This window comes from Noviherbaspirillum phoenicis (assembly GCF_047237965.1).
Classification (GTDB): domain Bacteria; phylum Pseudomonadota; class Gammaproteobacteria; order Burkholderiales; family Burkholderiaceae_D; genus Noviherbaspirillum_A.
Map to the genome: position 1 here is coordinate 2,830,251 of NZ_JBDFLX010000001.1, position 20,556 is coordinate 2,850,806.

General features: G+C 64.9%; 22 protein-coding genes. 12 read left to right on the forward strand and 10 right to left on the reverse strand.

Features of this window, described 5'->3' with window-relative positions; translation table 11 throughout:
* Positions 1-38 precede the first annotated feature (38 nt).
* The gene (locus ABC383_RS12695; RefSeq protein ID WP_413014436.1) at positions 39-965 is read right to left on the reverse strand and encodes a manganese catalase family protein; all 927 of its coding nucleotides are present in this window, start codon (positions 963-965) and stop codon (positions 39-41) included.
* Between the two features lie 384 nt (positions 966-1,349).
* Here ABC383_RS12695 and ABC383_RS12700 point away from each other — a divergent pair, with 384 nt between their 5' ends.
* The 3 genes from ABC383_RS12700 (at position 1,350) to ABC383_RS12710 (ending at position 4,218) form a co-directional block, all read left to right on the forward strand.
* Positions 1,350-2,582, forward strand: a complete 1,233-nt coding sequence (locus tag ABC383_RS12700) for a hypothetical protein (protein ID WP_413014438.1) — start codon at positions 1,350-1,352, stop codon at positions 2,580-2,582.
* Positions 2,583-2,754: 172 nt separating this feature from the next.
* Positions 2,755-3,708 (forward strand): GGDEF domain-containing response regulator, encoded by a 954-nt coding sequence (locus tag ABC383_RS12705; RefSeq protein ID WP_413014440.1) that lies wholly within the window; start codon positions 2,755-2,757, stop codon positions 3,706-3,708.
* 201 nt (positions 3,709-3,909) lie between these two features.
* A complete protein-coding gene (locus tag ABC383_RS12710) occupies positions 3,910-4,218 on the forward strand; it encodes a hypothetical protein (RefSeq protein WP_413014442.1) in 309 nt (102 codons plus the stop codon).
* Positions 4,219-4,248: 30 nt separating this feature from the next.
* Here the strand turns inward: ABC383_RS12710 and ABC383_RS12715 are convergent, their stop codons facing one another.
* Complete coding sequence (locus tag ABC383_RS12715) at positions 4,249-4,824, reverse strand: hypothetical protein (RefSeq protein ID WP_413014444.1); 576 nt, start codon at positions 4,822-4,824, stop codon at positions 4,249-4,251.
* 178 nt (positions 4,825-5,002) lie between these two features.
* Between ABC383_RS12715 and ABC383_RS12720 the strand changes: the two genes are divergently transcribed.
* Together ABC383_RS12720 and ABC383_RS12725 are read left to right on the forward strand one after the other, a co-directional pair.
* Positions 5,003-5,839 carry an alpha/beta fold hydrolase gene (locus ABC383_RS12720; RefSeq protein WP_413014445.1) on the forward strand — a complete coding sequence of 279 codons (837 nt, stop codon included), beginning with the start codon at positions 5,003-5,005 and terminating at the stop codon, positions 5,837-5,839.
* Between the two features lie 11 nt (positions 5,840-5,850).
* Positions 5,851-6,489, forward strand: coding sequence for a YbhB/YbcL family Raf kinase inhibitor-like protein (locus tag ABC383_RS12725; protein WP_413014447.1), 639 nt, complete (start codon positions 5,851-5,853; stop codon positions 6,487-6,489).
* 19 nt (positions 6,490-6,508) lie between these two features.
* Here ABC383_RS12725 and ABC383_RS12730 read toward each other — a convergent pair whose 3' ends face one another.
* Positions 6,509-7,165: a DsbA family oxidoreductase gene (locus ABC383_RS12730; RefSeq protein ID WP_413014449.1), complete on the reverse strand. Its 657-nt coding sequence runs from the start codon at positions 7,163-7,165 to the stop codon at positions 6,509-6,511.
* A gap of 144 nt (positions 7,166-7,309) precedes the next feature.
* Here ABC383_RS12730 and ABC383_RS12735 point away from each other — a divergent pair, with 144 nt between their 5' ends.
* The 4 genes from ABC383_RS12735 to ABC383_RS12750 all read left to right on the forward strand — a co-directional run bounded on the left by ABC383_RS12735 (position 7,310) and on the right by ABC383_RS12750 (position 11,328).
* Positions 7,310-9,046 (forward strand): RecQ family ATP-dependent DNA helicase, encoded by a 1,737-nt coding sequence (locus ABC383_RS12735; protein ID WP_413014451.1) that lies wholly within the window; start codon positions 7,310-7,312, stop codon positions 9,044-9,046.
* Positions 9,043-9,282, forward strand: coding sequence for a hypothetical protein (locus ABC383_RS12740; RefSeq protein WP_194712432.1), 240 nt, complete (start codon positions 9,043-9,045; stop codon positions 9,280-9,282). Before ABC383_RS12735 ends, ABC383_RS12740 begins: the two co-directional genes overlap by 4 nt.
* A gap of 975 nt (positions 9,283-10,257) precedes the next feature.
* Positions 10,258-10,788, forward strand: a complete 531-nt coding sequence (locus ABC383_RS12745) for a DUF6328 family protein (protein WP_413014453.1) — start codon at positions 10,258-10,260, stop codon at positions 10,786-10,788.
* An 18-nt stretch (positions 10,789-10,806) separates the two neighbouring features.
* Complete coding sequence (locus ABC383_RS12750) at positions 10,807-11,328, forward strand: CinA family protein (protein WP_413014455.1); 522 nt, start codon at positions 10,807-10,809, stop codon at positions 11,326-11,328.
* A 6-nt stretch (positions 11,329-11,334) separates the two neighbouring features.
* Here ABC383_RS12750 and ABC383_RS12755 read toward each other — a convergent pair whose 3' ends face one another.
* Positions 11,335-11,523 carry a hypothetical protein gene (locus ABC383_RS12755; protein WP_413014457.1) on the reverse strand — a complete coding sequence of 63 codons (189 nt, stop codon included), beginning with the start codon at positions 11,521-11,523 and terminating at the stop codon, positions 11,335-11,337.
* Between the two features lie 226 nt (positions 11,524-11,749).
* Between ABC383_RS12755 and ABC383_RS12760 the strand changes: the two genes are divergently transcribed.
* Together ABC383_RS12760 and ABC383_RS12765 are read left to right on the forward strand one after the other, a co-directional pair.
* On the forward strand, positions 11,750-12,142 hold the full coding sequence (locus tag ABC383_RS12760) for a PAS domain-containing protein (RefSeq protein ID WP_413014458.1): 393 nt from the start codon (positions 11,750-11,752) through the stop codon (positions 12,140-12,142).
* A gap of 12 nt (positions 12,143-12,154) precedes the next feature.
* A complete protein-coding gene (locus ABC383_RS12765; protein ID WP_413014460.1) occupies positions 12,155-13,474 on the forward strand; it encodes a sensor domain-containing diguanylate cyclase in 1,320 nt (439 codons plus the stop codon).
* 126 nt (positions 13,475-13,600) lie between these two features.
* Here ABC383_RS12765 and ABC383_RS12770 read toward each other — a convergent pair whose 3' ends face one another.
* Positions 13,601-14,029 carry a pilin gene (locus tag ABC383_RS12770; protein ID WP_413014461.1) on the reverse strand — a complete coding sequence of 143 codons (429 nt, stop codon included), beginning with the start codon at positions 14,027-14,029 and terminating at the stop codon, positions 13,601-13,603.
* A gap of 315 nt (positions 14,030-14,344) precedes the next feature.
* Here ABC383_RS12770 and ABC383_RS12775 point away from each other — a divergent pair, with 315 nt between their 5' ends.
* On the forward strand, positions 14,345-14,884 hold the full coding sequence (locus ABC383_RS12775) for a tetratricopeptide repeat protein (protein ID WP_413014463.1): 540 nt from the start codon (positions 14,345-14,347) through the stop codon (positions 14,882-14,884).
* Between the two features lie 45 nt (positions 14,885-14,929).
* Here ABC383_RS12775 and ABC383_RS12780 read toward each other — a convergent pair whose 3' ends face one another.
* From ABC383_RS12780 to gspF, 5 genes are all read right to left on the reverse strand, one after another.
* Positions 14,930-15,202, reverse strand: coding sequence for a hypothetical protein (locus tag ABC383_RS12780; protein WP_413014465.1), 273 nt, complete (start codon positions 15,200-15,202; stop codon positions 14,930-14,932).
* Between the two features lie 132 nt (positions 15,203-15,334).
* Positions 15,335-15,652, reverse strand: a complete 318-nt coding sequence (locus ABC383_RS12785) for a hypothetical protein (RefSeq protein ID WP_413014467.1) — start codon at positions 15,650-15,652, stop codon at positions 15,335-15,337.
* A 158-nt stretch (positions 15,653-15,810) separates the two neighbouring features.
* Positions 15,811-18,330 (reverse strand): penicillin-binding protein 1A, encoded by a 2,520-nt coding sequence (locus ABC383_RS12790; RefSeq protein ID WP_413014468.1) that lies wholly within the window; start codon positions 18,328-18,330, stop codon positions 15,811-15,813.
* Between the two features lie 327 nt (positions 18,331-18,657).
* Positions 18,658-19,299, reverse strand: a complete 642-nt coding sequence (locus tag ABC383_RS12795) for a type II secretion system protein N (RefSeq protein ID WP_413014469.1) — start codon at positions 19,297-19,299, stop codon at positions 18,658-18,660.
* 31 nt (positions 19,300-19,330) lie between these two features.
* Complete coding sequence (gspF, locus tag ABC383_RS12800; protein ID WP_413014470.1) at positions 19,331-20,551, reverse strand: type II secretion system inner membrane protein GspF; 1,221 nt, start codon at positions 20,549-20,551, stop codon at positions 19,331-19,333.
* Between the last annotated feature and the right edge of the window lie 5 nt (positions 20,552-20,556).

Consider the following 20,556-nt stretch of genomic DNA (forward strand, 5'->3'; position numbering starts at 1 on the left):
CCACCCGCGGCAACGAAGGCAAATGCATCAGCAGTCCGTCAGGACGCCGACGGCTTGGCCGGCGCGCCGTCGGCGACGGTGCCGCTGCCGCCTTCCTTGCCGGGCTTCAGTTCGGCGCCGGTGACCGGGTCGCTGTTCGGATCGGACGCGGTGCGCATCGCCATCTTCTCGACCACCGCCATTTCCGGTGTGGTCAACTGCACGCTGCCCTCGCCGCTGCCGCCGTCCACCGCCATCTGCTGCTCGCGGTCGGAGACGAACTGCCACTGCTCGCCCTGATTCCACGGACCGCGCTTCTCGGGTTCGCCATGCGACATGTTGAAGTAGACATTGGTGAAGCGCGCATCGCCCGGCAGCTTGCCCGGCGGGAAGTTGGTCTCCATCGAGTACAGCGCCTTCTCGAAGGATTTCTGGTGGGCGATCTCGCGCGTCATCAGAAAGCCCAGCGCTTCCTTCACGCCCGGATCGTCGGTCAGGTTGATCAGGCGTTCATAGACGATCTTGGCGCGCGCCTCGGCGGCGATATTGGAGCGCAGGTCGGCGCTGGGTTCGCCGATGGTGTCGATATAGGCCGCGGTCCAGGGGACGCCGGCCGAGTTCACCAGCGGCGGGCCGCCGCCGTACAGCACCTGGGTCAGATGGCTGTCATTGCCGGCGCCGGTGATGGAACGATAGATTTCCGCCTCCGACTCGACGCCCTCGGCCAGCCTGCCCTTGGCGCCCTTGTTGAGCATGGCGACGATGGTGCCGATCACTTCCAGGTGGCTCAGTTCCTCGGTCGCGATATCGAACAGCATATCCTTGCGGCCCGGATCGTCTTCGCCCAGCGCCTGGGTGAAATAACGGCATGCGGCCGCCAGTTCGCCCTGCGGACCACCGAACTGTTCCAGCATCAGATTCGCCAGGCCAGGATTGGACTCACTGACCCTTACCGTGTACTGCAAACGCTTGTTATGAGCAAACATCGGATTCTCCAGTCGTGATTCATGCATGGAATGACATGTCGGCAACGAGGTGCCAGGCACACTGCCGACAAGCGAAAAACCAGCTTAGGCAGCATTCACCGCAGCTTGTATAGGACACTTTCTCAAGCGCGTGTAGGAGAATGCTGATCACCGTGAGATATCGAGGCGATTGACGAACATCAGAGCAGAAGCCACTATCTGCGGCAAGGTGCTTAATTTTCAGAAATAATTGTTCTTTCTGAAAAAGTACTGCGTAGCAACAAATCCTTGCACAGCGTTCCTTCTACAATTCGTTGTCGTTTCGATATGCATCGTGCAGTCAGGCTTACATGACGCACCGGGACCGATTCCGGTGCGTGAACAGAATTTGAACAAAGGACAGTCATGGAGCATGCAGGCGCCAAGACACTGGATAACTGGTACGCCAATCGCGCATTACCCTTTCCGACCAGCTTGCGCAAACTGGCGGTCATCGCACCGGATACCTCGCCCGGACTGGCTGCGCTGCGCCAGCGCCTGGCGCAGCGCGCCAGCCATCCGCTGCGCTGCGACCACTATGCCGCCGGATTCAATCAGGCCGGCAGCGCTACTCTGGAGCAGGCTTTCGAACAGTTGCGCATTCAGCATGCCATCGAGCCTTATGACCTGGTACTGCTGGTCGACGGCAGCGCCGACGCGCTGGGCATTGCCGAGTCCAATGGCATCATCCCCGGCCAGGTCAGCCGCACGCCGGCGCCGGTCTGGACCGCCATCGGCGAGGACGATGCCAATACCGAGCTGGGCGACGTCGCCAACCGCGTGTTTGCCAGCGTATCGGCACTGATCGCGGCCATGCCGCTGGCCTTGACGGCACAGCCGGACATCGCCCGCCCTCCGAGAGCCGACAACGACACGGCCGCCCCTGCCAGGAGAAAGCCGGCAGCCGAAGCCGCCGTGCCGGCCGTGGCGCACCTGCCGGTACTGGCCCCTGCTGGCATGACCGAGCCGGCGGCAGCCGCGGGCACCCATCCGCTGGTGCTGTGCGCGGCCGGCGCGGTGATCCTGGCCAGCTTCACGGCCATGGCGGCCATGCTGGGATGGCTGCCAAATCAACAACAAGGTGCGGTTGCCGTACCGGCGCATGCCGTGGTGCGCACCGCGCCGACGCCAAGCGCAACCGCGGTGGCAACGCCGGTGGCAATGCCGGCACCGGCAAGCCCGTCGCCGGCACCGGTACCCGCCCTTGCCGTGCCATCCGATGCGGCGCCTGAACCGGCGGCCACCCCGGCCACCCCGGCCATCCCGCAAACCCGTGGCAACGAGGAACCGGACGGCGCGCCGCTGGGCACCGTGGCGGCGCTGGGCGCGGCCGGACTGGCCGCGGCGGCGCCGCGCAAGGCGGACAGTTCCCCGCCGGTCAGGGCAAAACGGCCGTTGCGGCGCACCGCGCGTCCGGCGCCGGTCCAGGAAGCGCCGCGCCAGGTTGGCAGCAACGAGGTGCCGGTCGTGGAATTTGTCGGCACCAAGACCCGGGAGCAGGTAATTGCGGAAATGATGCAGGCGCGGCGCGCAGCGGCCCGGCAGGCATCGCGCGGCGGGTCGCTGGCCGGACCGGACAGCCGGATATTGCCTAATTGATGACAATCAATGGTGACGTAAAGAAACCAAGAACTTTTTCTATGGAAACATGTCTGAGTTGTTCGCATGCATCGATGTGCGAGCCAGCGCACCGAGCAGAGTGCAAAACAGGAGGCAGAATTTCAGTTTTCCCGGCGCTTGCGCCCTTCACCCCTTTCTTAAAGAAAACAGCATGATTCCTGCAGACGAGATCCATCAGGCGAAAATTCTCGTAGTGGACGACTGCGAGGACAACCTCTTCATGCAGATCGAGATCCTCAAGATGGCGGGTTACAGCCAGATCTCGTCATGCAAGAATTCCAGCGACGTGCTGGCCATGCATGTGGCGCACGCCTACGACCTGATTTTGCTGGACATGCACATGCCGGGGATGAACGGCCTGGAAGTCATGGCGCGGCTGCGGGAAGTGGAAAAGGATTCCTACCTGCCGGTGCTGGCGATTACCGGCGACCGCGGCTTCAAGATCGCTGCGCTGGAAGCCGGCGCCCGCGACTTCCTGACCAAGCCGTATGACATGACCGAATTCCAGATGCGGGTGCGCAACATGCTCGAAGTGCGCCTGCTCTACAAGACCGTGGCGGAACAGGGCCGGATGCAGAAGGAAATGGCGCTGCATGATGCGCTGACCGCCCTGCCCAACCGCCGCCTGCTGGTGGACCGCATCGAAAAGGCCATGCAGCATGCCAGCCGCGGCCACAACATGATGGCCGTGATGTACATGGATCTCGACGGCTTCAAGGCAGTCAACGACACCCATGGCCACCAGACCGGCGACGAACTGCTGAAGATGGTGGCCGACCGCCTGCTGCGCGCCACCCGCAAGGAAGACACGGTGGCGCGCCTGGGCGGCGACGAGTTCGTGGTGGTGCTGTCCGACATCGCCCATGTCGACGACGTGGTGCGCCCGGCATCCAAGGTGCTGCGTTTCCTGTCGACGCCGTTCGAGATCGGCGGACTGACCGTCAAGGTCAGCGCCAGCATAGGCATCGCCTTCTATCCCGGCGACGGCAACGACGTCGAGGAACTGCTGGCGCGCGCCGACAAGGCGCTGTATGACGCCAAGCGGGCCGGCAAGAACCGCTATCATTTCAGCGACCTGCCGATGCTGCTGGGCGCGGTGATGTAAGCCTTGCCAGCTCCCGGCTGTTCCGCTTCACACCCGCCTCGACCCGCACGTAACTTTCATACTGTGACAAAAACAGTGGTTTTTTTGCACATCACAAGCACGTAAAACGCCTCTTTAATTTCCCAAAAGAAATATTGTGTCTTACAATCCGTTACCGGCCGCAATCAAATGCCGCGGCCCGCTTCAACGGAGTTCGACACCATGCATCGCCCCCTCCTGTTCCTTGCCCTGCTGATGCCGGCACTGTGCGCCCACGCCGGGTGCCGGGTTGCGCCATCGGCCGGCGACACCATTTCCCTGGTGGTGGGCGACGGCGGCTGCCTTGGCAACGCGGCGCAGCGGCAGGCTTTTGCGGCGGAGCTGAAGTCGGCGGTGCAGCAAATGGAAGGCGGCCGCAAGCCGGGCCTGCAACGCAGGTCCACGGCCGACCAGTTGAATGGGTTTGGCGACCTGCGGCGACAGGCCGAGCATCTCAGCCCGGCGGTGCCGGTGTACTACGGGCAGCGCTGAAGCATTGCGGCAGTGCGCGCAGCGCGCCGCTCACAAGCTCATGCTGAAGAAGACCAGCAGCACGTCGCCGTTGCCCTTGTGCTGCGACAGCCGCGGCACGTAGGAGGCGCGCAGCTTGATGTCGCGGCTGCCCAGGGACACGATGGGCAGCACCATCGGAAACGGGATGCCGTGAAAGTAGTCGGCACGGCTCATCAGCATGGCGGTGAAACCGCCCCCCGCCTCCAGCCCGGCGCCGAGCGGCTGTATCCATTCCCGGCCATAACCCGCCATGAGCTGGGGCTTGCGGTGCGAATCCGACAGGCCCAGCGCATACACCATTTCGTCATTGCCCCTGTCATCGCGCAGGCGTCGCCCGATGCCCACGCCCCAGGCCTGTTCATTGAGTTCGGCCAGCCGCTCCCGCGTATAGGTGCTGCGGCCATGGTGGGCATAGCCGGACAGGTAGAGATCGGTCGTGCCCCGGTCCGCGATCGCTTCCAGCCTGTCGCCAGCCCGATATAGCCAGTCAGGCGCGGCATGGGCCTGTGGCGCAAGCAGGATGGCGCCGGCCAGCATGGCGGCGCGCGAAAACCGTGGGCGCCATGCCTTCCATTGCAAGCGCATCGTCGCTCCAGTCGTTGATTGCGGCAAAGCATGCCACTCGAATGCGCCGGCGTGAAGCGGCAGCGGCCGCGATACGCGCCTTCGTTGTCTGCTGTCAAAGCGTTGCCAGAACTTCATCTCTACTCACCACTCTATTTGACGACAGAACGATGAGTAAGCTTCTTAGGGGAAAGGATCTATGAACACGATCGAAGTCGGCCAGGGCGCCGAAAATCAGAAGGTGGAACTGTTTTTCCAGGATATCGGCCATGGCCAGCCGGTAGTGCTGATCCATGGCTGGCCGGTCAGCCACGCGATGTGGGAACACCAGATGCTGACGTTGCCGGCGCACGGCCTGCGCGTGATCGCCTATGACCGGCGCGGCTTCGGCAATTCGTCCAAGCCGTGGGAAGGCTATGACTATGACACCTTCGCCGACGACCTGAAGGCCCTGCTGGACCAGCTCGACCTGCAGGACGTGGTGCTGGTGGGCTTTTCGATGGGCGGCGGCGAAGTGGCGCGCTACATGTCGCGCCATGGCGGCGCACGGGTCAAGAAAGTGGCCTTCATCAGCGCCGTTACCCCCTTCATGCGCAAGACCGCCGACAACCCCGACGGCGTCGACGACAGCGTGTTCCAGCAGATGATAGACGGACTGAAGAAGGACAGGCCGGACTTCCTGAACACCTTCGGCAAGCATTTCTTCAATGTCGGCATGCTGCGCCACCCGGTCAGCGACGCCACCCTGGAATGGACCCGCGGCCTGGCGCTGCCGGCGTCGCCCAAGGCCACGATCGACTGCGTGCGCGCCTTTTCCGGCACCGACTTCCGGGAAGACCTGAAGTCGATCAGCGTGCCGGTGCTGGTCGTGCACGGCGACGCCGACCAGACGGTGCCGATCAAGGCCAGCGGCGCGCTGACCGCGAAAGCCCTGCCCGGCGCCCAGTACAAGGTATATGACGGCGCGCCGCATGGCCTCTACATCACCCACAAGGACGACCTCAACCGCGACCTGGTGTCCTTCATCAAGGGTTAGTCAAAATCGCCATGCTTGAAAAACTGCCTCAGGCGCTGGGCCATGCCCTGCGCAACCAGCGCGCCGGACTCGACCAGATCGCCTTCAATGTCGTCAGCGTCGGCGGCGGCACCGCGGCGATCCAGGTGCGCAGCCTGGCTTTTGCCGACCATGCGCCTATCCCGGCGCTGTACACGGCTGACGGTACGGGCATCTCGCCGCCGGTCGAATGGACCGGGGTGCCGCCGGGCACGGCCTCGGTGCTGCTGATCGTGGAGGATGCCGACGCGCCGACGCCGCATCCGCTGGTGCATGCCATCGTGGTCGATTTGCCGCCGCAGGACGGCGCACTGCCAGAAGATGCATTGAAGAGCAGCCACAGCGAGGGCCTGAGCTATCACACCGGCCGCAATTCCTACCTGCAGGCCTCGTGGCTGCCGCCCGATCCGCCGCCGGGACACGGCGTGCACCGCTATGCCTTCCAGGTGTTTGCGCTGGAAGCCGCGCCCGACTTCGGCGGCACGCCCGGGCGCGAGGCGGTGCTGGAGGCGCTGCGCACCCACGGCATCGCCAGCGGCTGCCTGATCGGCACCTACCTGCGGCCGGACGGCACGATTCCAGTCGAGGAGGCGGCGCCGGCGGCGGTCAACGTCGACCAGCCGCTGGCCTGACCCGGCCCACCCGGCCTGCTCAGCCGCCGGCGGCGATCTGCCGCAGGGCCTGCGCAAACACCTGCGCCGGCTGACCGCCGGAAATCAGGTGGCGGTCGTTGATGATCACCGCCGGCACCGAGTGGATGCCGGCGTCCAGGTACATGCGTTCGCGTTCGCGCACTTCGGCGGCATATTCGTCCGAGCCGAGGATGGCCGCGGCGCGGTCGCGGTCCAGGCCGACCGCTTCCACCGCCGCCAGCAGCACCGCATGGTCGCCGGGATTCTCTCCGCGCGTGAAATAGGCTTCGAACAGCGCATGCTTGAGTGCGCGCTGCCTGCCCTCCCCTTCCTCTTCCTCGGCCCAGTGCAGCAGACGGTGCGCGTCAAAGGTGTTGTAGATGCGGCTGCGCTTGCCTTCGCCGAAGATGAAGCCCACCTCCTCGCCGCGGCGCCGGATCTGCTCGCGGTTGGCCGCCATCTGCTCCTTCGACGCGCCGTATTTCTGCGCGATGTGCTCATCGATATCCTGGCCTTCGGCCGGCATCTGCGGATTGAGCTCGAAGGGCTGGAAGTGCAGTTCGGCGCTGATCTCGCCCTGCACCTCGGCCAGCGCCTGCTCCAGCGCATTGAGCCCGATGGCGCACCATGGGCAGGAAATATCGGAAACGAAGTCGATCTTCATCGCGGCTGGCATGGCATTCCTCGCAGTTTTCATCAAAGCTGCCATATGCTTCCATGCGCAGGATATTCAAGTCGCCGGTGATTTCACGCAACGGCTCGCGCATCGGACCGGGACAGAATGAACGGGTCTTTCCATCGATAGCCCTTCAGCCACTTCATGAACGCTCCCACCAGTCCGGCCAAGCTGCGCCGCCGTGCCACCGACATGTTCACCCCCATCCTGCGCAAGACCTTCGGCATCGATCGCCTGCGCCCGGGCCAGCGCGACGTGCTCGACAGCGTATTGTCCGGCGCCGACACCTTCGCCCTGATGCCCACCGGCGCCGGCAAGTCGCTGTGCTACCAGTTGCCGGCCCTGCAGTTGCGCGGCCTGGTGCTGGTGGTCTCGCCGCTGATCTCGCTGATGCGCGACCAGCTCGCCAAGCTCGACGAGATGGGCATACCGGGAGTGCAGGTCAACAGTTCGCTGAACCGGGAAGAGGAAAGCGCGGCGCTGGAAGCGATTGCAGAGGGCCGCTGCCGCATCGTGTTCGCCACGCCCGAACGCCTGACCCAGCAGGAGTTCATCGCGCTGCTGCGGCAGCAGAAGATGGCGCTGTTCGTGGTCGACGAGGCGCATTGCGTGTCGCAGTGGGGCCATGATTTCAGGCCGGCCTATCTCGACCTCGCCGCCGCCATCCGCGCGCTCGGCAAGCCGCCGGTGCTGGCCCTGACCGCCACCGCCACCGAGGAAGCGATCGCCGACATCGTCAAGCAGCTTGGCCTGTCGCGGCCGCGCATCATCAACACCGGCATCTACCGCAAGAACCTGCGCTATACCGTGACCCAGGTCACCAGCGACACCGAGAAGCTGTCGCAGCTGCTGGAGACAGCCATGCGCCAGCCCGGACCGGGCATCATCTACACCGCCACCGTGGCCGCGGTCGAGGAGCTGCATGCGGCGCTGGCCGAGCGCGGCGAAAGCGTGACGCTCTACCACGGCCGGCTCGGCGCAAAGGAGCGGCAGGCCAACCAGGACCAGTTCATGCAGGGCGAGAAGCGGCTGATGGTGGCCACCAACGCCTTCGGCATGGGCATCGACAAGGCCGACATCCGCTTCATCATCCATTACCAGATGCCGGCCAACCTGGAAGCCTATTACCAGGAGTCCGGCCGCGCCGGGCGCGACGGCGAGCCTGCCGAATGCATCCTGCTGTTCCAGTTCAAGGACAAGCGGGTACAGCAGTTCTTCCTGGCGCGCGACTATCCCGACGGCGACGACGTACGGCATGTGTATGCCGCCGCCGCCACCCTGGCCGAGCAGGGGCCGACGCCCTTCGCCGACCTGTGCACTGCGCTGCCGTCGATGTCGGCGGCGCGGGTGCGGGTGGCGCTGAAGCTGCTGAAGGAAGCCGGCCTGCTGGCCCAGGACAAGCAGCTGCGCATCCGCGCCGGCCGGAAGGCCGCCGCCGCCGACAGCTTCGACATCCTTGCCGGCGCCTATGCCGACAAGGCCGAGCGCGACCGCGAGGCGCTGGAGCAGATGGTGTCGTATGCACAGAGCGGCACCTGCCGCTGGCAGCTGCTGCTGCACTATTTCGGCGAGGCAGAAGACACAGTCGCGTCCTGCAATACCTGCGACAATTGCCAGCGCACCCGGCAGCTCGAAGCCAGCATCCCGGCCCCGGTCGAGGCGGCCCCGCCGCCGGCGGCCGTCGCGCCGGCGCTGCTGTTTTCGGTCGGCAGCCGGGTCAGGGTGCCGCGCCACGAGGAAGGCGAAGTGATTGCCATTGCGGGCGACATGGTGACCATCGCGTTCGGCGACGGCGGTGAGAACAAGACCTTCCTGGCCAGCTACGTGCAACCCAGCGACGCCGTGCCCGGCCATCAGACTGAACAAAGGGGAATAGCATGAGCAAGGAACAATCCAGACGCCATGACGATGACGACACCTCGATGTGGATCGTCTATGAAGAGCCGCCCGCCTTTCCCAACCAATATGTGGCGCGGCGCTATCGCAGCTATGTGGAAACCGGCGAATACGTGGTGGGCGACACGCTCACCGATGTACGCGCCAAGCTGCCGCCCGGCCTGATGCGCCTGGAGCGCAGCAGCCAGGATGACCCGATGGTGCGCGAATCCTGGATCTGAGCGGGGAGCGTGTAGAACCAGGCCAGCGGCGCCGGATAGAAAACGGAAGCGGAAGCAGTTGCAGTTGCAGTTAAAGCACGCGCAGCGACAGTTGCCGTTGCCGTTGCCGTTGCCGTTGCCGTTGCCGTTGCCGTTGCCGTTGCCGTTGCCGTTGCAGTGGCTTTTGAAGTTGCAGTTGCCTTTAAGTCCCGTTGAGCGCGCCGTGACGTCGGTGCGTGGAGCGGGAAAAGGTGCGGCGTCTGTCTGAGTCAAGCGCAGCTTGGCGAGTTTAGCCGCGCCCCGCTCCATGCATCGACGTCACGGGGACCCTCGCGCAGCGAGGGCGCGATCACCGGGTCGCCTTTTCTTGCCTACTTCTTTTGGCGAAGCAAAAGAAGTAGGTCGCCTGCCGGGGCGAACTCCCGGCCTGGTCATGACGATAGTGCAGTCGGCTTGTTTCACCCGGCGTAAAGACGTCACTGCGAAGCAGCAGTTGCTTTAGACGTTAAAGGTTTCAGCTTCAAAACCCTTTGAACAACAACTACGACAGTGCTGCCCGTGCCTTGCCGGGTGACGCAATGCGACTGCACTGCCGTGGAGACAAGCCGGGAGTCCGTCCCGGCGGCCGGGTTACTTTTTTGCTTCGCCAAAAAAGTAACCAAAAAAGGCGACCCGATGATCGCGCCCCGCTGCGCGGGGTGCCCGTGCCAGCGGTACCCGGAGCGGGGCGCGGCTAAACTCGCCAAGCAAAGCTTGGCTCAGACAGACGCCGCACCTTTTCCCGCTCCGGGCACCGCTGACACGGCGCGCTCAACGGGACTTCACTGCAACTGCAACGACAGAGGCAACTGCAACTGCAACTGCAACTGTCGCTGTGCATCATCGTCACAACGAGTCGGCAGATCAACTCCACAGCGCCCGCCGGCTAATAGCCCCCAGCCACCGCCATTACGTCGCCGCAAACCCACCCCAAAAAATCGTATGTAGAATTTTTTCATGTACGATCTGACAAGCCGGCAGGACCACGTTTCACCCAGCGCAAGCGCCAGCGGCAAGCCCCGCAACGACAGCCAGGCCGAAACGCTGAAGGAAGAACTGAGCAATATCCTCGAGGAATGCCGGATACTGCTGCCCGGCATGCAGGCCCTGTTCGGCTTCCAGACCATCGCCGTCTTCAATGAGCGCTTCGAGCACCTGCGCGGGCTCTCCCCGGTTGCCCACCTGCTGTCGCTGTTCATGGTGGCCGTGGCGATCGCGCTGGGCATGGCGCCGGCCGCCTTTCATCGCATTGCCGAACCGGGCAGGGTGTCGCGCCGGCTCGTCGCCCTGTCTTCCCGCTGCATCTGCGCCGCGCTGTTCATGCTGATGCTGGCCTTCGCGCTTGAAATGTTCGTTGTCTTCAGACTCGCCACGGACAAGCAGCCCTTCAGCGTGGCGGTCGCCGCGCTGCTCCTTTTCATCATCGGCGCCGCCTGGTTCGTGCTGCCCTATCTGGTCCGCCGGCGCTGGCGGCGTCCCTCACCCTGAACAGAACGGAAACCATTTATGGATCAACAACTGCAGAGCGTCTTGCGCTATCTCGAAGACAACAAGCTCAAGCTGGTCACCGCCGAATCCTGCACCGCCGGCATGATCGCCTCCACCCTGGCCGACGCGCCGGGCAGCGGGAAATGGCTGGAATGCGCCTTTGTCACCTATTCCGAGGAAGCCAAGATGCGCTGCCTGGGCGTGAAGCAGGAAACCATCGAACGCTACAACCTGACCAGCGAGGAGGTGGCGCGCGAGATGGCCGAGGGCGCGCTGGCCTGCACCTGCGCCAACGTCGCCATTTCAGACACCGGCGTGGCCGGCCCCGGCCCCGGCGAAGGCGGCATCGCGCCCGGCACCATCTGCTTTGCCTGGTCGTTCGAGAACAAAGGCAAGGTTTCCACCTTTACCGAGACCCGTCGTTTCGACGGCGACCGCAATGAAGTCCGCAAGGCCGGCACCGACTATGCGTTGAAGCGCATCTGGCACTACCACAACGAAGCGCAGGGCGCGAACGCCGCCCAGGCCGGCGTTGCCTAGGAGCCGTCAGCGCTTCTGCTCGATGCGCCGGAATTCTCCGTCCGAATCCGGCACGCCCTCAATCATCTGCTGCAGGGCGCGGGCGTCGTTGAGCGCCTCGTCGCCCTCTTCGGCCGGCTGGTCGCGGTCGCGTTCCTCCCGGCTCCCTTCATTGCCGGCGTGCTGCGCGCCGGGCTTTCCGGTGTCGATTCCCATCTTGGTCTCCTTGCAAGCTGTCGTGCGGTCATGATTGGACCGCGCCGCGCTGCCGTCATTCAACGGCATGCGCACGAAGGCTTATGCCTCGTCAAATCTGTCGAATGCGTGATGGCCGACAAGCTGATGCCCCGATTATTGCAACAAGGAAATAATCTGTGGTATAAGCATATTTCTATTGAGAAATATCAGTAACTTACCGTCTCCCCGCCCAGCCCAATTTCCCATGACACTGCCAGCACATCACGCCTTCGCCCAGCCCGGACTGCTTCCCCTTCTGACATCGGCCTCGCCGGAGGCGCTAGACAGCCTGGACTTCGGGCTGATCGGTTTCGACGCCGACGGCACGGTCCGCCAGTACAACGCCTTCGAATCGCGCGCCGCCGGCCTGTCGCCGCAGCGGGTGCTCGGCCAATCCCTGTTCACCCATGTCGCCCCCTGCATGAACAATTTCATGGTGGCCCAGCGCTTCGAGGATGCGGCCGACGCCGGCAGCACGCTGGATGACACCATCGACTATGTGCTGACCCTGCGCATGCGGCCGGTGAAGGTGAAGCTGCGCCTGCTGTCGGACCCGGCGCAGGCCATGCGCTATGTGCTGATACAGCGCGCGCTGTAGGCAAGGCCCGGCGTGGACACCCTGGAAAGCGAATACGAGGCGCTGCTGCAGTTTCTGTATCTGGCGCCGGTGGGCATCGTCCAGACGGCACTGGACGGATCGATTGCGATGATCAATCCGCTGTCGGCGCAGCTGCTGATGCCGCTGTCGCGCGACGGCACGCTGGACAATCTGTTCGACGCGCTGGAACAGGTGGCGCCGGAACTGCGCAACCTGGTGAGCCAGTTCCCGCAGGCGCACGGCACGGTCTGCGACAGCCTGCGGGTGCAGCTTTCGGCCGGCATCCCCGGCAAGAAGGATGCGCGCATGCTGTCGCTGACGGTGCTGAAACTCGATGACAGCCGCCTGATGGCCGTCATCAGCGACATCACCCAGGCGGTGAAGCGGGAACGCCAGCTGAAGCAGAGCGAAGCCTGGTTCAGCGCGGTGCTGACCGGCATTACCGACTACGCGCTGATGTCGCTCGACCCGAGCGGCCGCATCGAATCCTGGAACCAGAGTATTGCGCGGGTCACGGGGTATAGCGAACGTTCCGTGATCGGCCGCCCGATCTCCCTGTTCCATCCGCCCGGCGCCATCACCAGCGACCGCATCGCCGACCGCCTGGTTGAAGCCGACGCCAACGGCTGGAGCCTGGACAATGGCTGGTGCATGCGCGCCGACGGCAGCCGTTTCTGGGCCAACACCATGATCGCGCCGCTGTCGCGCGATGACGACCTGCCTGAAGAAGAGCGCGGCTATGCGCTGATCATCCGCGACATCACCGACAAGCGCGAAGCCGGCGACAGCCTGCTGCGCGCCAGCGCCTGCGACTACCTGACCGGCATCGCCAACCGCCGCACCTTCTTCGAAGCGGCCGAACTGGAGCTGGAACGCTGGCGGCGCTTTCCGCGGCCGCTGTCGGTGGTGGTCATCGATGCCGACTTCTTCAAGCAGATCAACGACAGCTGGGGCCATCCGGCGGGCGACGAGGTGCTGCGCAACCTGGCGCAGACCCTGTCGGCCACGGTGCGGGAAATCGACGTGGTGGCGCGACTGGGCGGCGAGGAATTCGCCGCGCTCCTGCCATCGACCGACCTCGAAGGCGCCCTGAAGCTGGCCGAACGCTTCCGCACCGCGGTCGAAGGCCAGCAGGTGATGGTGGGCGGCCAGGAGATCCGCTACACCGTCAGCGTCGGCGTGGCCAGCATGGACAGCCAGGTCAGCGGCATGGACCAGCTGCTGAAGCTGGCCGACAGCGCGCTCTATGCGGCAAAGAAAGCCGGCCGCAACCGGGTCTGGCACAAGCGGGCAGACCATGTGCTGGCGGGATTGGAGGATGGGGCAGTTTGAAGGCTTAAGCAGGCCGGCGTGGTGCGTTGCAGGGCAACAGCAACGCACTACGCCGGTAAAAACGCTACTTTCGCGGGCGGTCGGCAGAAACCAGCCGCATACGCACGCGGCGTCGGGCAAAACAAACTATTTACAAAGATTAGCGGCGCGGCAGGTGCCACCGACAGTCCAGTTGACTTTGCCACTTGCATAGGCTGGTGTCAGAACATAGGTTTCTCCGGAAAGGCCGTTTCCATTGATGGCGGTTGCGGTAATCAAGCCGTTCAGAGTAGTCATGGTTCCCACATTCTGAGATGCCGTGGTGATGTCCGCTGGGATTTGATTGCTTCCCCCCGTACATCCCGTCAAGGTATCCAGATCCTGCGCACAGATTTCCACCGCGATCTTGGCTGCTGCTGTAGCCAGTACCACCTCGCTGAACTTGGCCCTTTTCGTGTAATCCCGATATGCCGGCAGCGCCACCGCGGCCAGAATCCCGATAATGGCCACGACGATCATCAGTTCGATCAGGGTGAAGCCGCTTGCGCGGCTGCGCGGGTAAGGAAGTTTGATCATGATTGCTCCATGCAGTTGGACGGTTCCGGCAGTAAAGGCAACATTGCCGGCGCAACGCAGTAGCAAGGCGGATGCCATCAGGAATCAAATTAAAAAACGGCCATGCGTTCTTTTGACGCTCGTTTTTGAACAACGACATCTGTTTATCGCCATTCATGACAGGCATGAACGAGCGCCACGACCAATCATCCTGGCAATTGAATGCCGTCCGGGGACCGCCGCATCCTCATCGGCCTTGCCCGGTGCGGGAACTGCCCGCGCATGAACGTGACCACAAGCCGGTTTGCGGCCATCCATCCATGAAAGGTCATCTCCATGCGCACCGTCAGCCTGTCGACCGCAATGACGCTCAGCGACCTCAGCGAAAGCACCTTCCGGCGCAAGATCAGGAGCGGCGACATCCAGCTGCTGCCGCCGGGCGATGCGGGCGGCCGGGAAGGCATTGCCATCGATCGGAATGCGGCCTATCTGAACGCCGACATCGCTGTCGGACACTGGGAACTGGTGAGGGAGGCCGACCGGGGCGACGCGCTGGCCCAGACCGAACTGGCGCTGGTGCTGCAGCGGCACCGCAAGTTCAGGGCCGCGGTCTACTGGCTGCAGCTTGCCGCGAAGAGGAATGACAGCCATGCGCTGCATTGGCTGGCGCGCTGCCATCTGGAAGGCCGGGGCGTGGCAAGAAACGAGGACAAGGGCATCATGCTGCTGGCGCGTTCCGCGCTGCTGGGCAACGTCATCTCGGCCCACCAGCTGGCCGCCCTGCGCCATGGATTCATTCAGCATTACTCCGCACAGCCGCCGGCCGAGCCACGCATGAGCGGGAACCGGCCTCGGGCCTTTGCGCCCGGCGGCTGAGCGTTCCTTCAGGCCGGCGATCCGGCCGGCCTGACGGTGGGTGGCTTATTGCGACGTTGCCGGCGTGCTGCTGGTGGTGGACTGGCGTGCCTGCGCCTGGGTTTGCGTCTGGGCCTGGGCCTTTTCCGCGTCCTTCTTGTTGGCGCGGTGACGGCCGACTGCACAGCCGGCCGCAGCGCCCAGCACGCCATGATTGCCAACGACATGGCCGGCCACGCCGCCGACGGCGGCGCCCTTGATACAGCCCTTGGCCGAGGCGGCGCCAGACAGGCTGGCAAGCGAGGCAAACAGGCAAACGGCGATCAGTTTGGCTTTCATCACATCTCCTTCAAAGCGGCATGGATACAAGACCAGGGCACATACCCTGACCGGTAGAAACCATCATGCCGGTTTGAAGTGATGCTGGCGGTGCGCTGCCCAACATAACCGCCGTACTACCTGAAAAATGCGTTATGCCTTTTCTGGCTTGGGCTTGCCCTGCGCATCGCTCAGGCGATACTTGGTGCGGCGATCGCCCATCAGTTCACGCAGTTCGCGGATGTCCATGTTGGACACTTCATGCATGCGAATCAGCATCGACGCGCCGACCGGCAGGCGGCGGTGGCGGATCTTGCTGATCACCGGCGGCGCCACTTCGAGCGCGCGCGACAGCGCCGCATCATTCTTCAGGTTGAGCCGCTCGATCAGGGAGTCCAGCAGGTTGTCGGGGTTATAGGTCACTTGCGAGGTCAGTTCATGCGCTTGCTGCGGGTCCTGGGGCTGGTCCATTTGGTCTCTCTCCAACACGGTTGACCGGGCGCCGTCTCGGCGCGCCGGATGATGCCAATTTGACATTAAGAAAACTGTCGCGAGAATATCACTTTGCCAACGAAATTTGAAAGAGCCTGCCTGCGCAAATTCACCAAGTTCTGACCAAATCGGTATTTTCAGCGAATCGAGTCGGTATCCGAACCAGAAGCCGTATCGCCGCCGCCCGATGCGCCAGCGCTGCCGACCGGCTGGCGCTCGCCGTAATCGACCGCGCTGCGCGCCGCCATCCGGGCGCCGCTGACCGGATCGCGGCCCATGCCGCTCATCACGCCGCTCAGTTCTTCCTCGGTTTTCGCCGGCGCCATGCTGTCGGCTTGGGCCGCTGCCTGGCTGTCGCCGATCCAGACGCCGCCGCCGGCATAACGGCGCACCACAATGCCGGCCATGGTGGTGGCGGGCGGCGGCGCCGCGCGCTGGCTGTCGGCGCTGATGATTTCACCCTGCGCATCCATGCCGTAGGGCAGCGGCGCCGACACCATCACCGGCGGGCGTTCCGGACGCGGGAAGGACGCCTTCGCGTCCAGCATCCCGGCCTGCATCGCTTCCCGGAAGAAGTCGCCCACCAGCAGCAGCGCATTGTGGCCGCCCTGCCCCCAGTAGTCGCTGCGCATGGTGACGCGGGCATCGTTGAAGCCGACCCAGGCGCCCATCACCAGCGTCGGATGCATCAGCATGAACCAGCCATCGGTATTGTTTTGCGTGGTGCCGGTCTTGCCAGCGATATCGGCGCTGACCTTGAACTGCGTCTTCATCGCGGTGCCGGTGCCGCGGCTGATCACGCCGCGCATCATGTCGATCAGTTCGACGGCGGTATGCTCGCTCATCACCCGCGCCGGCGCGCGGCTGAATTCGGCCAGCACCCGGCCGTTGCGGTCGCTGATGCGGCGGATGAAGATCGGCTCCTGGTACAGGCCGCCGCGGGCGATGGTGCCGTAGGACGCCGCCATTTCCAGCAGCGTCACCGGGCTGGTGCCCAGCGCCAGCGACGGCACCGCGTCGAGCTTGCTGCGGCGCACGCCGGCGGCCTGGGCCAGGTCGACGATCTCCTTGACGCCGACATCCTGCATCACCTGGGCGGTGATCGTGTTCTTGGAATACACCAGGCCGTCGCGCAGGCTCATCATGCGGCCGCTGGCGCCGCCCATGTCGCCAGGGCGCCAGACGCGGCCGTCGCCGAGCCGGATCTCCACCGGGCCGTCGGCATACATGCGCTCCGGCGCCAGGCCGGCTTCCAGCGCCGCGCCATAGACGAAGGGCTTGAAGGTGGAGCCGGGCTGGCGTTCCGCCTGCGCCACATGGTCATACTGGTCGCGCTGGAAATCGCGGCTGCCGACCCAGGCCCGCACTTCGCCGCTGTCCGGGTCCAGCGCGACGAAGCCGGCTTCGAGCCGGGTCTTGGCCTGCTGCAGCCGATTGATGAAGTCCGGATCGCGCTTGAGCCTCTTCAGCACCGCGGCCTCGCCCTCGGCAGCCACGGCGCGCCGGAATTCCGGCGTCTCGCGCAGGAAGGCATCCAGCAGGTCAGTGCGCTCGGTCCAGAAATGCCGGAACGGCACTACCTTGCCCTGCATTTTTTCATAGGCGCCCGGCGTCTTCGACAGCAGCTTGCCGGACGGCTGGCTCCATTCCACGTCGGCCACCGCTTGCAGCACCTGCGCCTGGCGTTCCACCGCCTGCGCCGCCACTGCCTGCAGCTTCGGGTCCAGCGTGGTCTGGATCACCAGGCCGTCGGCGCCGAGGTCGTGGTGGTTGCGGTCGGCCCAGTCCACCAGCCACTTGCGCACGTATTCGGTGAAATGGGTGGCGCTGCCGGTCGGCTCGGCCTGGCGTTGGAAGCGCAGCTGCAGCGGCTCGGCGCCGAGCCGGTCGACGTCGGCCTGCGCCAGATGGCCGCCGCGCGCCATCTGCGCCAGCACCACGTTGCGGCGCGCCCTGGCGCGTTCCGGGTTCACCACCGGGTTGTAGTAATGGGTGCCCTTGAGCATGCCCACCAGGGTCGCCGCCTCGGCCGGGCCGAGTTCGGCGGCGGGCTTGGCGAAGTAGGTGCGCGCCGCCATCTCGATGCCGTAGACGTTGTACAGGAAGGGCACGCTGTTGAGATAGGTTTCAAGGATCTGGTCCTTGCTGTAGCGCTGCTCGATGCGCACCGCGGTGGTGATTTCGCGCAGCTTGCGGCTGACGGTGCGGGCGCGGCCGATTTCTTCCGGATGCAGGTTGCGCACCAGCTGCTGGGTGATGGTGGAGCCGCCCTGGGTTTCGCCATTGGCGGTATGCAGCGCCGCCGACAGCGTGCGCTTGATATCAAAGCCGCGATGCTCGTAGAAACGCCGGTCCTCGGTGTCGATCAGGGCATGGATCACATGCGGCGATATCTTTTCCAGCGGCAGCCATTCCCGCTGCACATTGCGCAGGGTGGTCAGCTCGCTGCCATCGGCCGCCAGGATCACGCTCGGCTGCACCGCGCGCACCGTCTGCAGGCGGTCCACCTCGGGCGTCTCCTGGACGGTCACGTACACCAGCCCGGCCAGCAGCAGCGCCACGGCAATGCCGGCGACGGTGATGACCTTGATGGCATGCCAGCCCATGCCGGCAATAGACCGTAACCAGCCCCGACGCTGGCTCGCGCGCTTGTCCACGGGAATTCCTCAACACTTGACCAGATGCAAGTTTGACAAGGTTCAAGGAAGGGAGTTTTGCGTCGGTCGTGGCTTCGAAGGCCCTGGCCCGGCTGTTTTGACGCTTGTTTGCGCGAAGTCGTATCGGCTTGATACCGGGAAATCCCGGCTGGGAAACCCGGCTGGAGGAGCAAGGCAATGCACCGCAATGCGGGCGTTCCTGCAGTCAATACTGTTCAGATCCGCAGCCGACCACTGCGATGGCACGCATGACCGGATTGACTGCCAGCCCCTGAAGCGACGATGGCGGCAAGGAAAGCGGCCGAGGCAGAGGCCGCCAATGCCGGATCAACGCTGCAGGCCGCCGCCCATGGGGCTGCCAAACCCCTGCACGGGCGCTGCGCCCCCCGGCACTGCCTGGACCTGGGGCGGCGGCATGGGCGCGGATTGCGGCTGCATCTGGGGTTGCATTTGGGGCTGCATCTGCGGTTGCATCTGGGGCTGCATCTGCGGCTGCTGCATGCCGGGCATAGGCGGCACGGCTCTGGTGACGGGCGGGCGATTGCTGGTATCGGCCATCATGCCGCCCTTGTCTTCGTCGAGCAGCTCGACCCGCTTCATCACGCCGTTCTCCTGCAGCAGCACATAGCGCGGATGCACTTCCTTGATCACCACGCCGGGCTGGAATTCGCGGTTGGCGCGCACCGCCTCGGGCGGCTTGCCGTCGGCCGACAGGATGGCCACGCTCTCGCCGCTGGTGCCGGACGACACCACGCCGCGCAGCTGGTAATTGGTGGCGACCGCCACCGGGCCCTGGCGGCCGCCGAACAGCACGGCGGCGGCGCGCGGGTCGGGCGGCGCCTGCACCGCCGGCGGCGGCGCCGCGACCGGGCGCGCCGGCGGCTTCAGCAACTGCATGCCCCAATAGGTGGCGGACACGCAGAGCGCAATGAACAGCACGAAACTGGTAAGCAGCGGCCAGCGTTTCATTCGACTTCCCTTATCTGTGCGGCTTCCGACATCAGCGCACCAGCTGGTTGATTTCAATAATCGGCATCAGCACCGCCAGCACGATCAGCAGCACCACCACGCCCATGGCGAGAATCAGCGCCGGCTCCAGCAGGCCGGCAATGGTCAGCGCGCGCCGCTCCAGGTCCTGCTCCTGGGCATTGGCGGCGCGGTCCAGCATGGCCGGCAGCTCGCCGGTGACTTCGCCGGCGCGGATCATGTGGATCAGCATCGGCGGAAAATGCTTGTGCGCCGACAGCGCCCGCGCCAGGCCGACGCCTTCGCGCACGCTGGTGGCCGCTTCCTCGACCTGCGCCCGCATCGCCACGTTGGACAGGGTGTCGCGGCTGGTCTGCAGCGCGCGCAGGATGGGCACGCCGGAACCGGTGGTGATGGCCAGCGTGCTGGCAAAGCGCGCGGTGTTCAGGCTGCGCTCGAACTTGCCGTACATCGGCGCAGTCAGCAGCCAGCGATGCCAGCGCATCTTGATCACCGGGTTTTTCAGCGCCCGGCGCCAGGTCCAGAACAGTGCGATGACCACGCCCGCCACGATCAGGCCGTAATGCCGCACGAAGTCGGAGATGGCCAGCATCACCACCGTCAGCAGCGGCAGCTTCTGCTTGGTGTTGGCGAATACCGAGACGATCTGCGGCACCACGTAGGTCAGCAGGAAGATCACGATGGCGAACGCCACCACGGTGACGATGGCCGGATAGGTAAAGGCCAGCCGCACCTTCTGCACCAGCGAGTTGCGGCGCTCGATGTAATCGGCCAGGCGCGACAGCACCTTGGCCAGCTGGCCGATCTGCTCGCCGGAGGCCACCAGCGCGCGGTAGATGTCGGCGAAGTCGCGCGGATGCTGGCCCAGCGCGTCGGAGAGCGACGCGCCGCCCATGATCTCGGAACGGATCGAGGCAATCAGGTCGCGCACATAGGTGCGCTCGGCCTGTTCCAGCAGGGCGGTGAAGGCCTGCTCCAGCGGCAGGCTGGCTTCCAGCAGGCTGGCCAGCTGGCGCGTGAACAATGACAGCTCGACCGTCGAGAGCCGGTCGCCGAGGCCGCGCCGGCGCCCCTGGCCGCTCTCGTCGACCTGCGAGGCGATGGCGTCGACCATGATCGGCACCAGGCCCTGCGTGCGCAGGTCGGAGCGGGCGGCGCGGGCGCTGTCGGCGTTGAGCACGCCCTTGCGGGTGGCGCCCAGCGTGTCGACGGCTTCATAGCGGAATGCGGGCACGGGCT

What these genes read in the sequence shown, in the direction of transcription:
- ABC383_RS12700 (WP_413014438.1), top strand. Translation starts at nt 1,350, where the DNA reads ATGGAGCATGCAGGCGCCAAGACACTGGATAACTGGTACGCCAATCGC.
- ABC383_RS12775 (WP_413014463.1), top strand. Translation starts at nt 14,345, where the DNA reads ATGCGCACCGTCAGCCTGTCGACCGCAATGACGCTCAGCGACCTCAGC.
- ABC383_RS12740 (WP_194712432.1), top strand. Translation starts at nt 9,043, where the DNA reads ATGAGCAAGGAACAATCCAGACGCCATGACGATGACGACACCTCGATG.
- ABC383_RS12695 (WP_413014436.1), bottom strand. Translation starts at nt 965, where the DNA reads ATGTTTGCTCATAACAAGCGTTTGCAGTACACGGTAAGGGTCAGTGAG.
- ABC383_RS12720 (WP_413014445.1), top strand. Translation starts at nt 5,003, where the DNA reads ATGAACACGATCGAAGTCGGCCAGGGCGCCGAAAATCAGAAGGTGGAA.
- ABC383_RS12730 (WP_413014449.1), bottom strand. Translation starts at nt 7,165, where the DNA reads ATGCCAGCCGCGATGAAGATCGACTTCGTTTCCGATATTTCCTGCCCA.
- ABC383_RS12725 (WP_413014447.1), top strand. Translation starts at nt 5,851, where the DNA reads ATGCTTGAAAAACTGCCTCAGGCGCTGGGCCATGCCCTGCGCAACCAG.
- ABC383_RS12780 (WP_413014465.1), bottom strand. Translation starts at nt 15,202, where the DNA reads ATGAAAGCCAAACTGATCGCCGTTTGCCTGTTTGCCTCGCTTGCCAGC.
- ABC383_RS12795 (WP_413014469.1), bottom strand. Translation starts at nt 19,299, where the DNA reads ATGAAACGCTGGCCGCTGCTTACCAGTTTCGTGCTGTTCATTGCGCTC.
- ABC383_RS12760 (WP_413014458.1), top strand. Translation starts at nt 11,750, where the DNA reads ATGACACTGCCAGCACATCACGCCTTCGCCCAGCCCGGACTGCTTCCC.
- ABC383_RS12705 (WP_413014440.1), top strand. Translation starts at nt 2,755, where the DNA reads ATGATTCCTGCAGACGAGATCCATCAGGCGAAAATTCTCGTAGTGGAC.
- ABC383_RS12750 (WP_413014455.1), top strand. Translation starts at nt 10,807, where the DNA reads ATGGATCAACAACTGCAGAGCGTCTTGCGCTATCTCGAAGACAACAAG.
- ABC383_RS12745 (WP_413014453.1), top strand. Translation starts at nt 10,258, where the DNA reads ATGTACGATCTGACAAGCCGGCAGGACCACGTTTCACCCAGCGCAAGC.
- ABC383_RS12710 (WP_413014442.1), top strand. Translation starts at nt 3,910, where the DNA reads ATGCATCGCCCCCTCCTGTTCCTTGCCCTGCTGATGCCGGCACTGTGC.
- ABC383_RS12735 (WP_413014451.1), top strand. Translation starts at nt 7,310, where the DNA reads ATGAACGCTCCCACCAGTCCGGCCAAGCTGCGCCGCCGTGCCACCGAC.
- ABC383_RS12755 (WP_413014457.1), bottom strand. Translation starts at nt 11,523, where the DNA reads ATGGGAATCGACACCGGAAAGCCCGGCGCGCAGCACGCCGGCAATGAA.
- ABC383_RS12770 (WP_413014461.1), bottom strand. Translation starts at nt 14,029, where the DNA reads ATGATCAAACTTCCTTACCCGCGCAGCCGCGCAAGCGGCTTCACCCTG.
- ABC383_RS12785 (WP_413014467.1), bottom strand. Translation starts at nt 15,652, where the DNA reads ATGGACCAGCCCCAGGACCCGCAGCAAGCGCATGAACTGACCTCGCAA.
- ABC383_RS12715 (WP_413014444.1), bottom strand. Translation starts at nt 4,824, where the DNA reads ATGCGCTTGCAATGGAAGGCATGGCGCCCACGGTTTTCGCGCGCCGCC.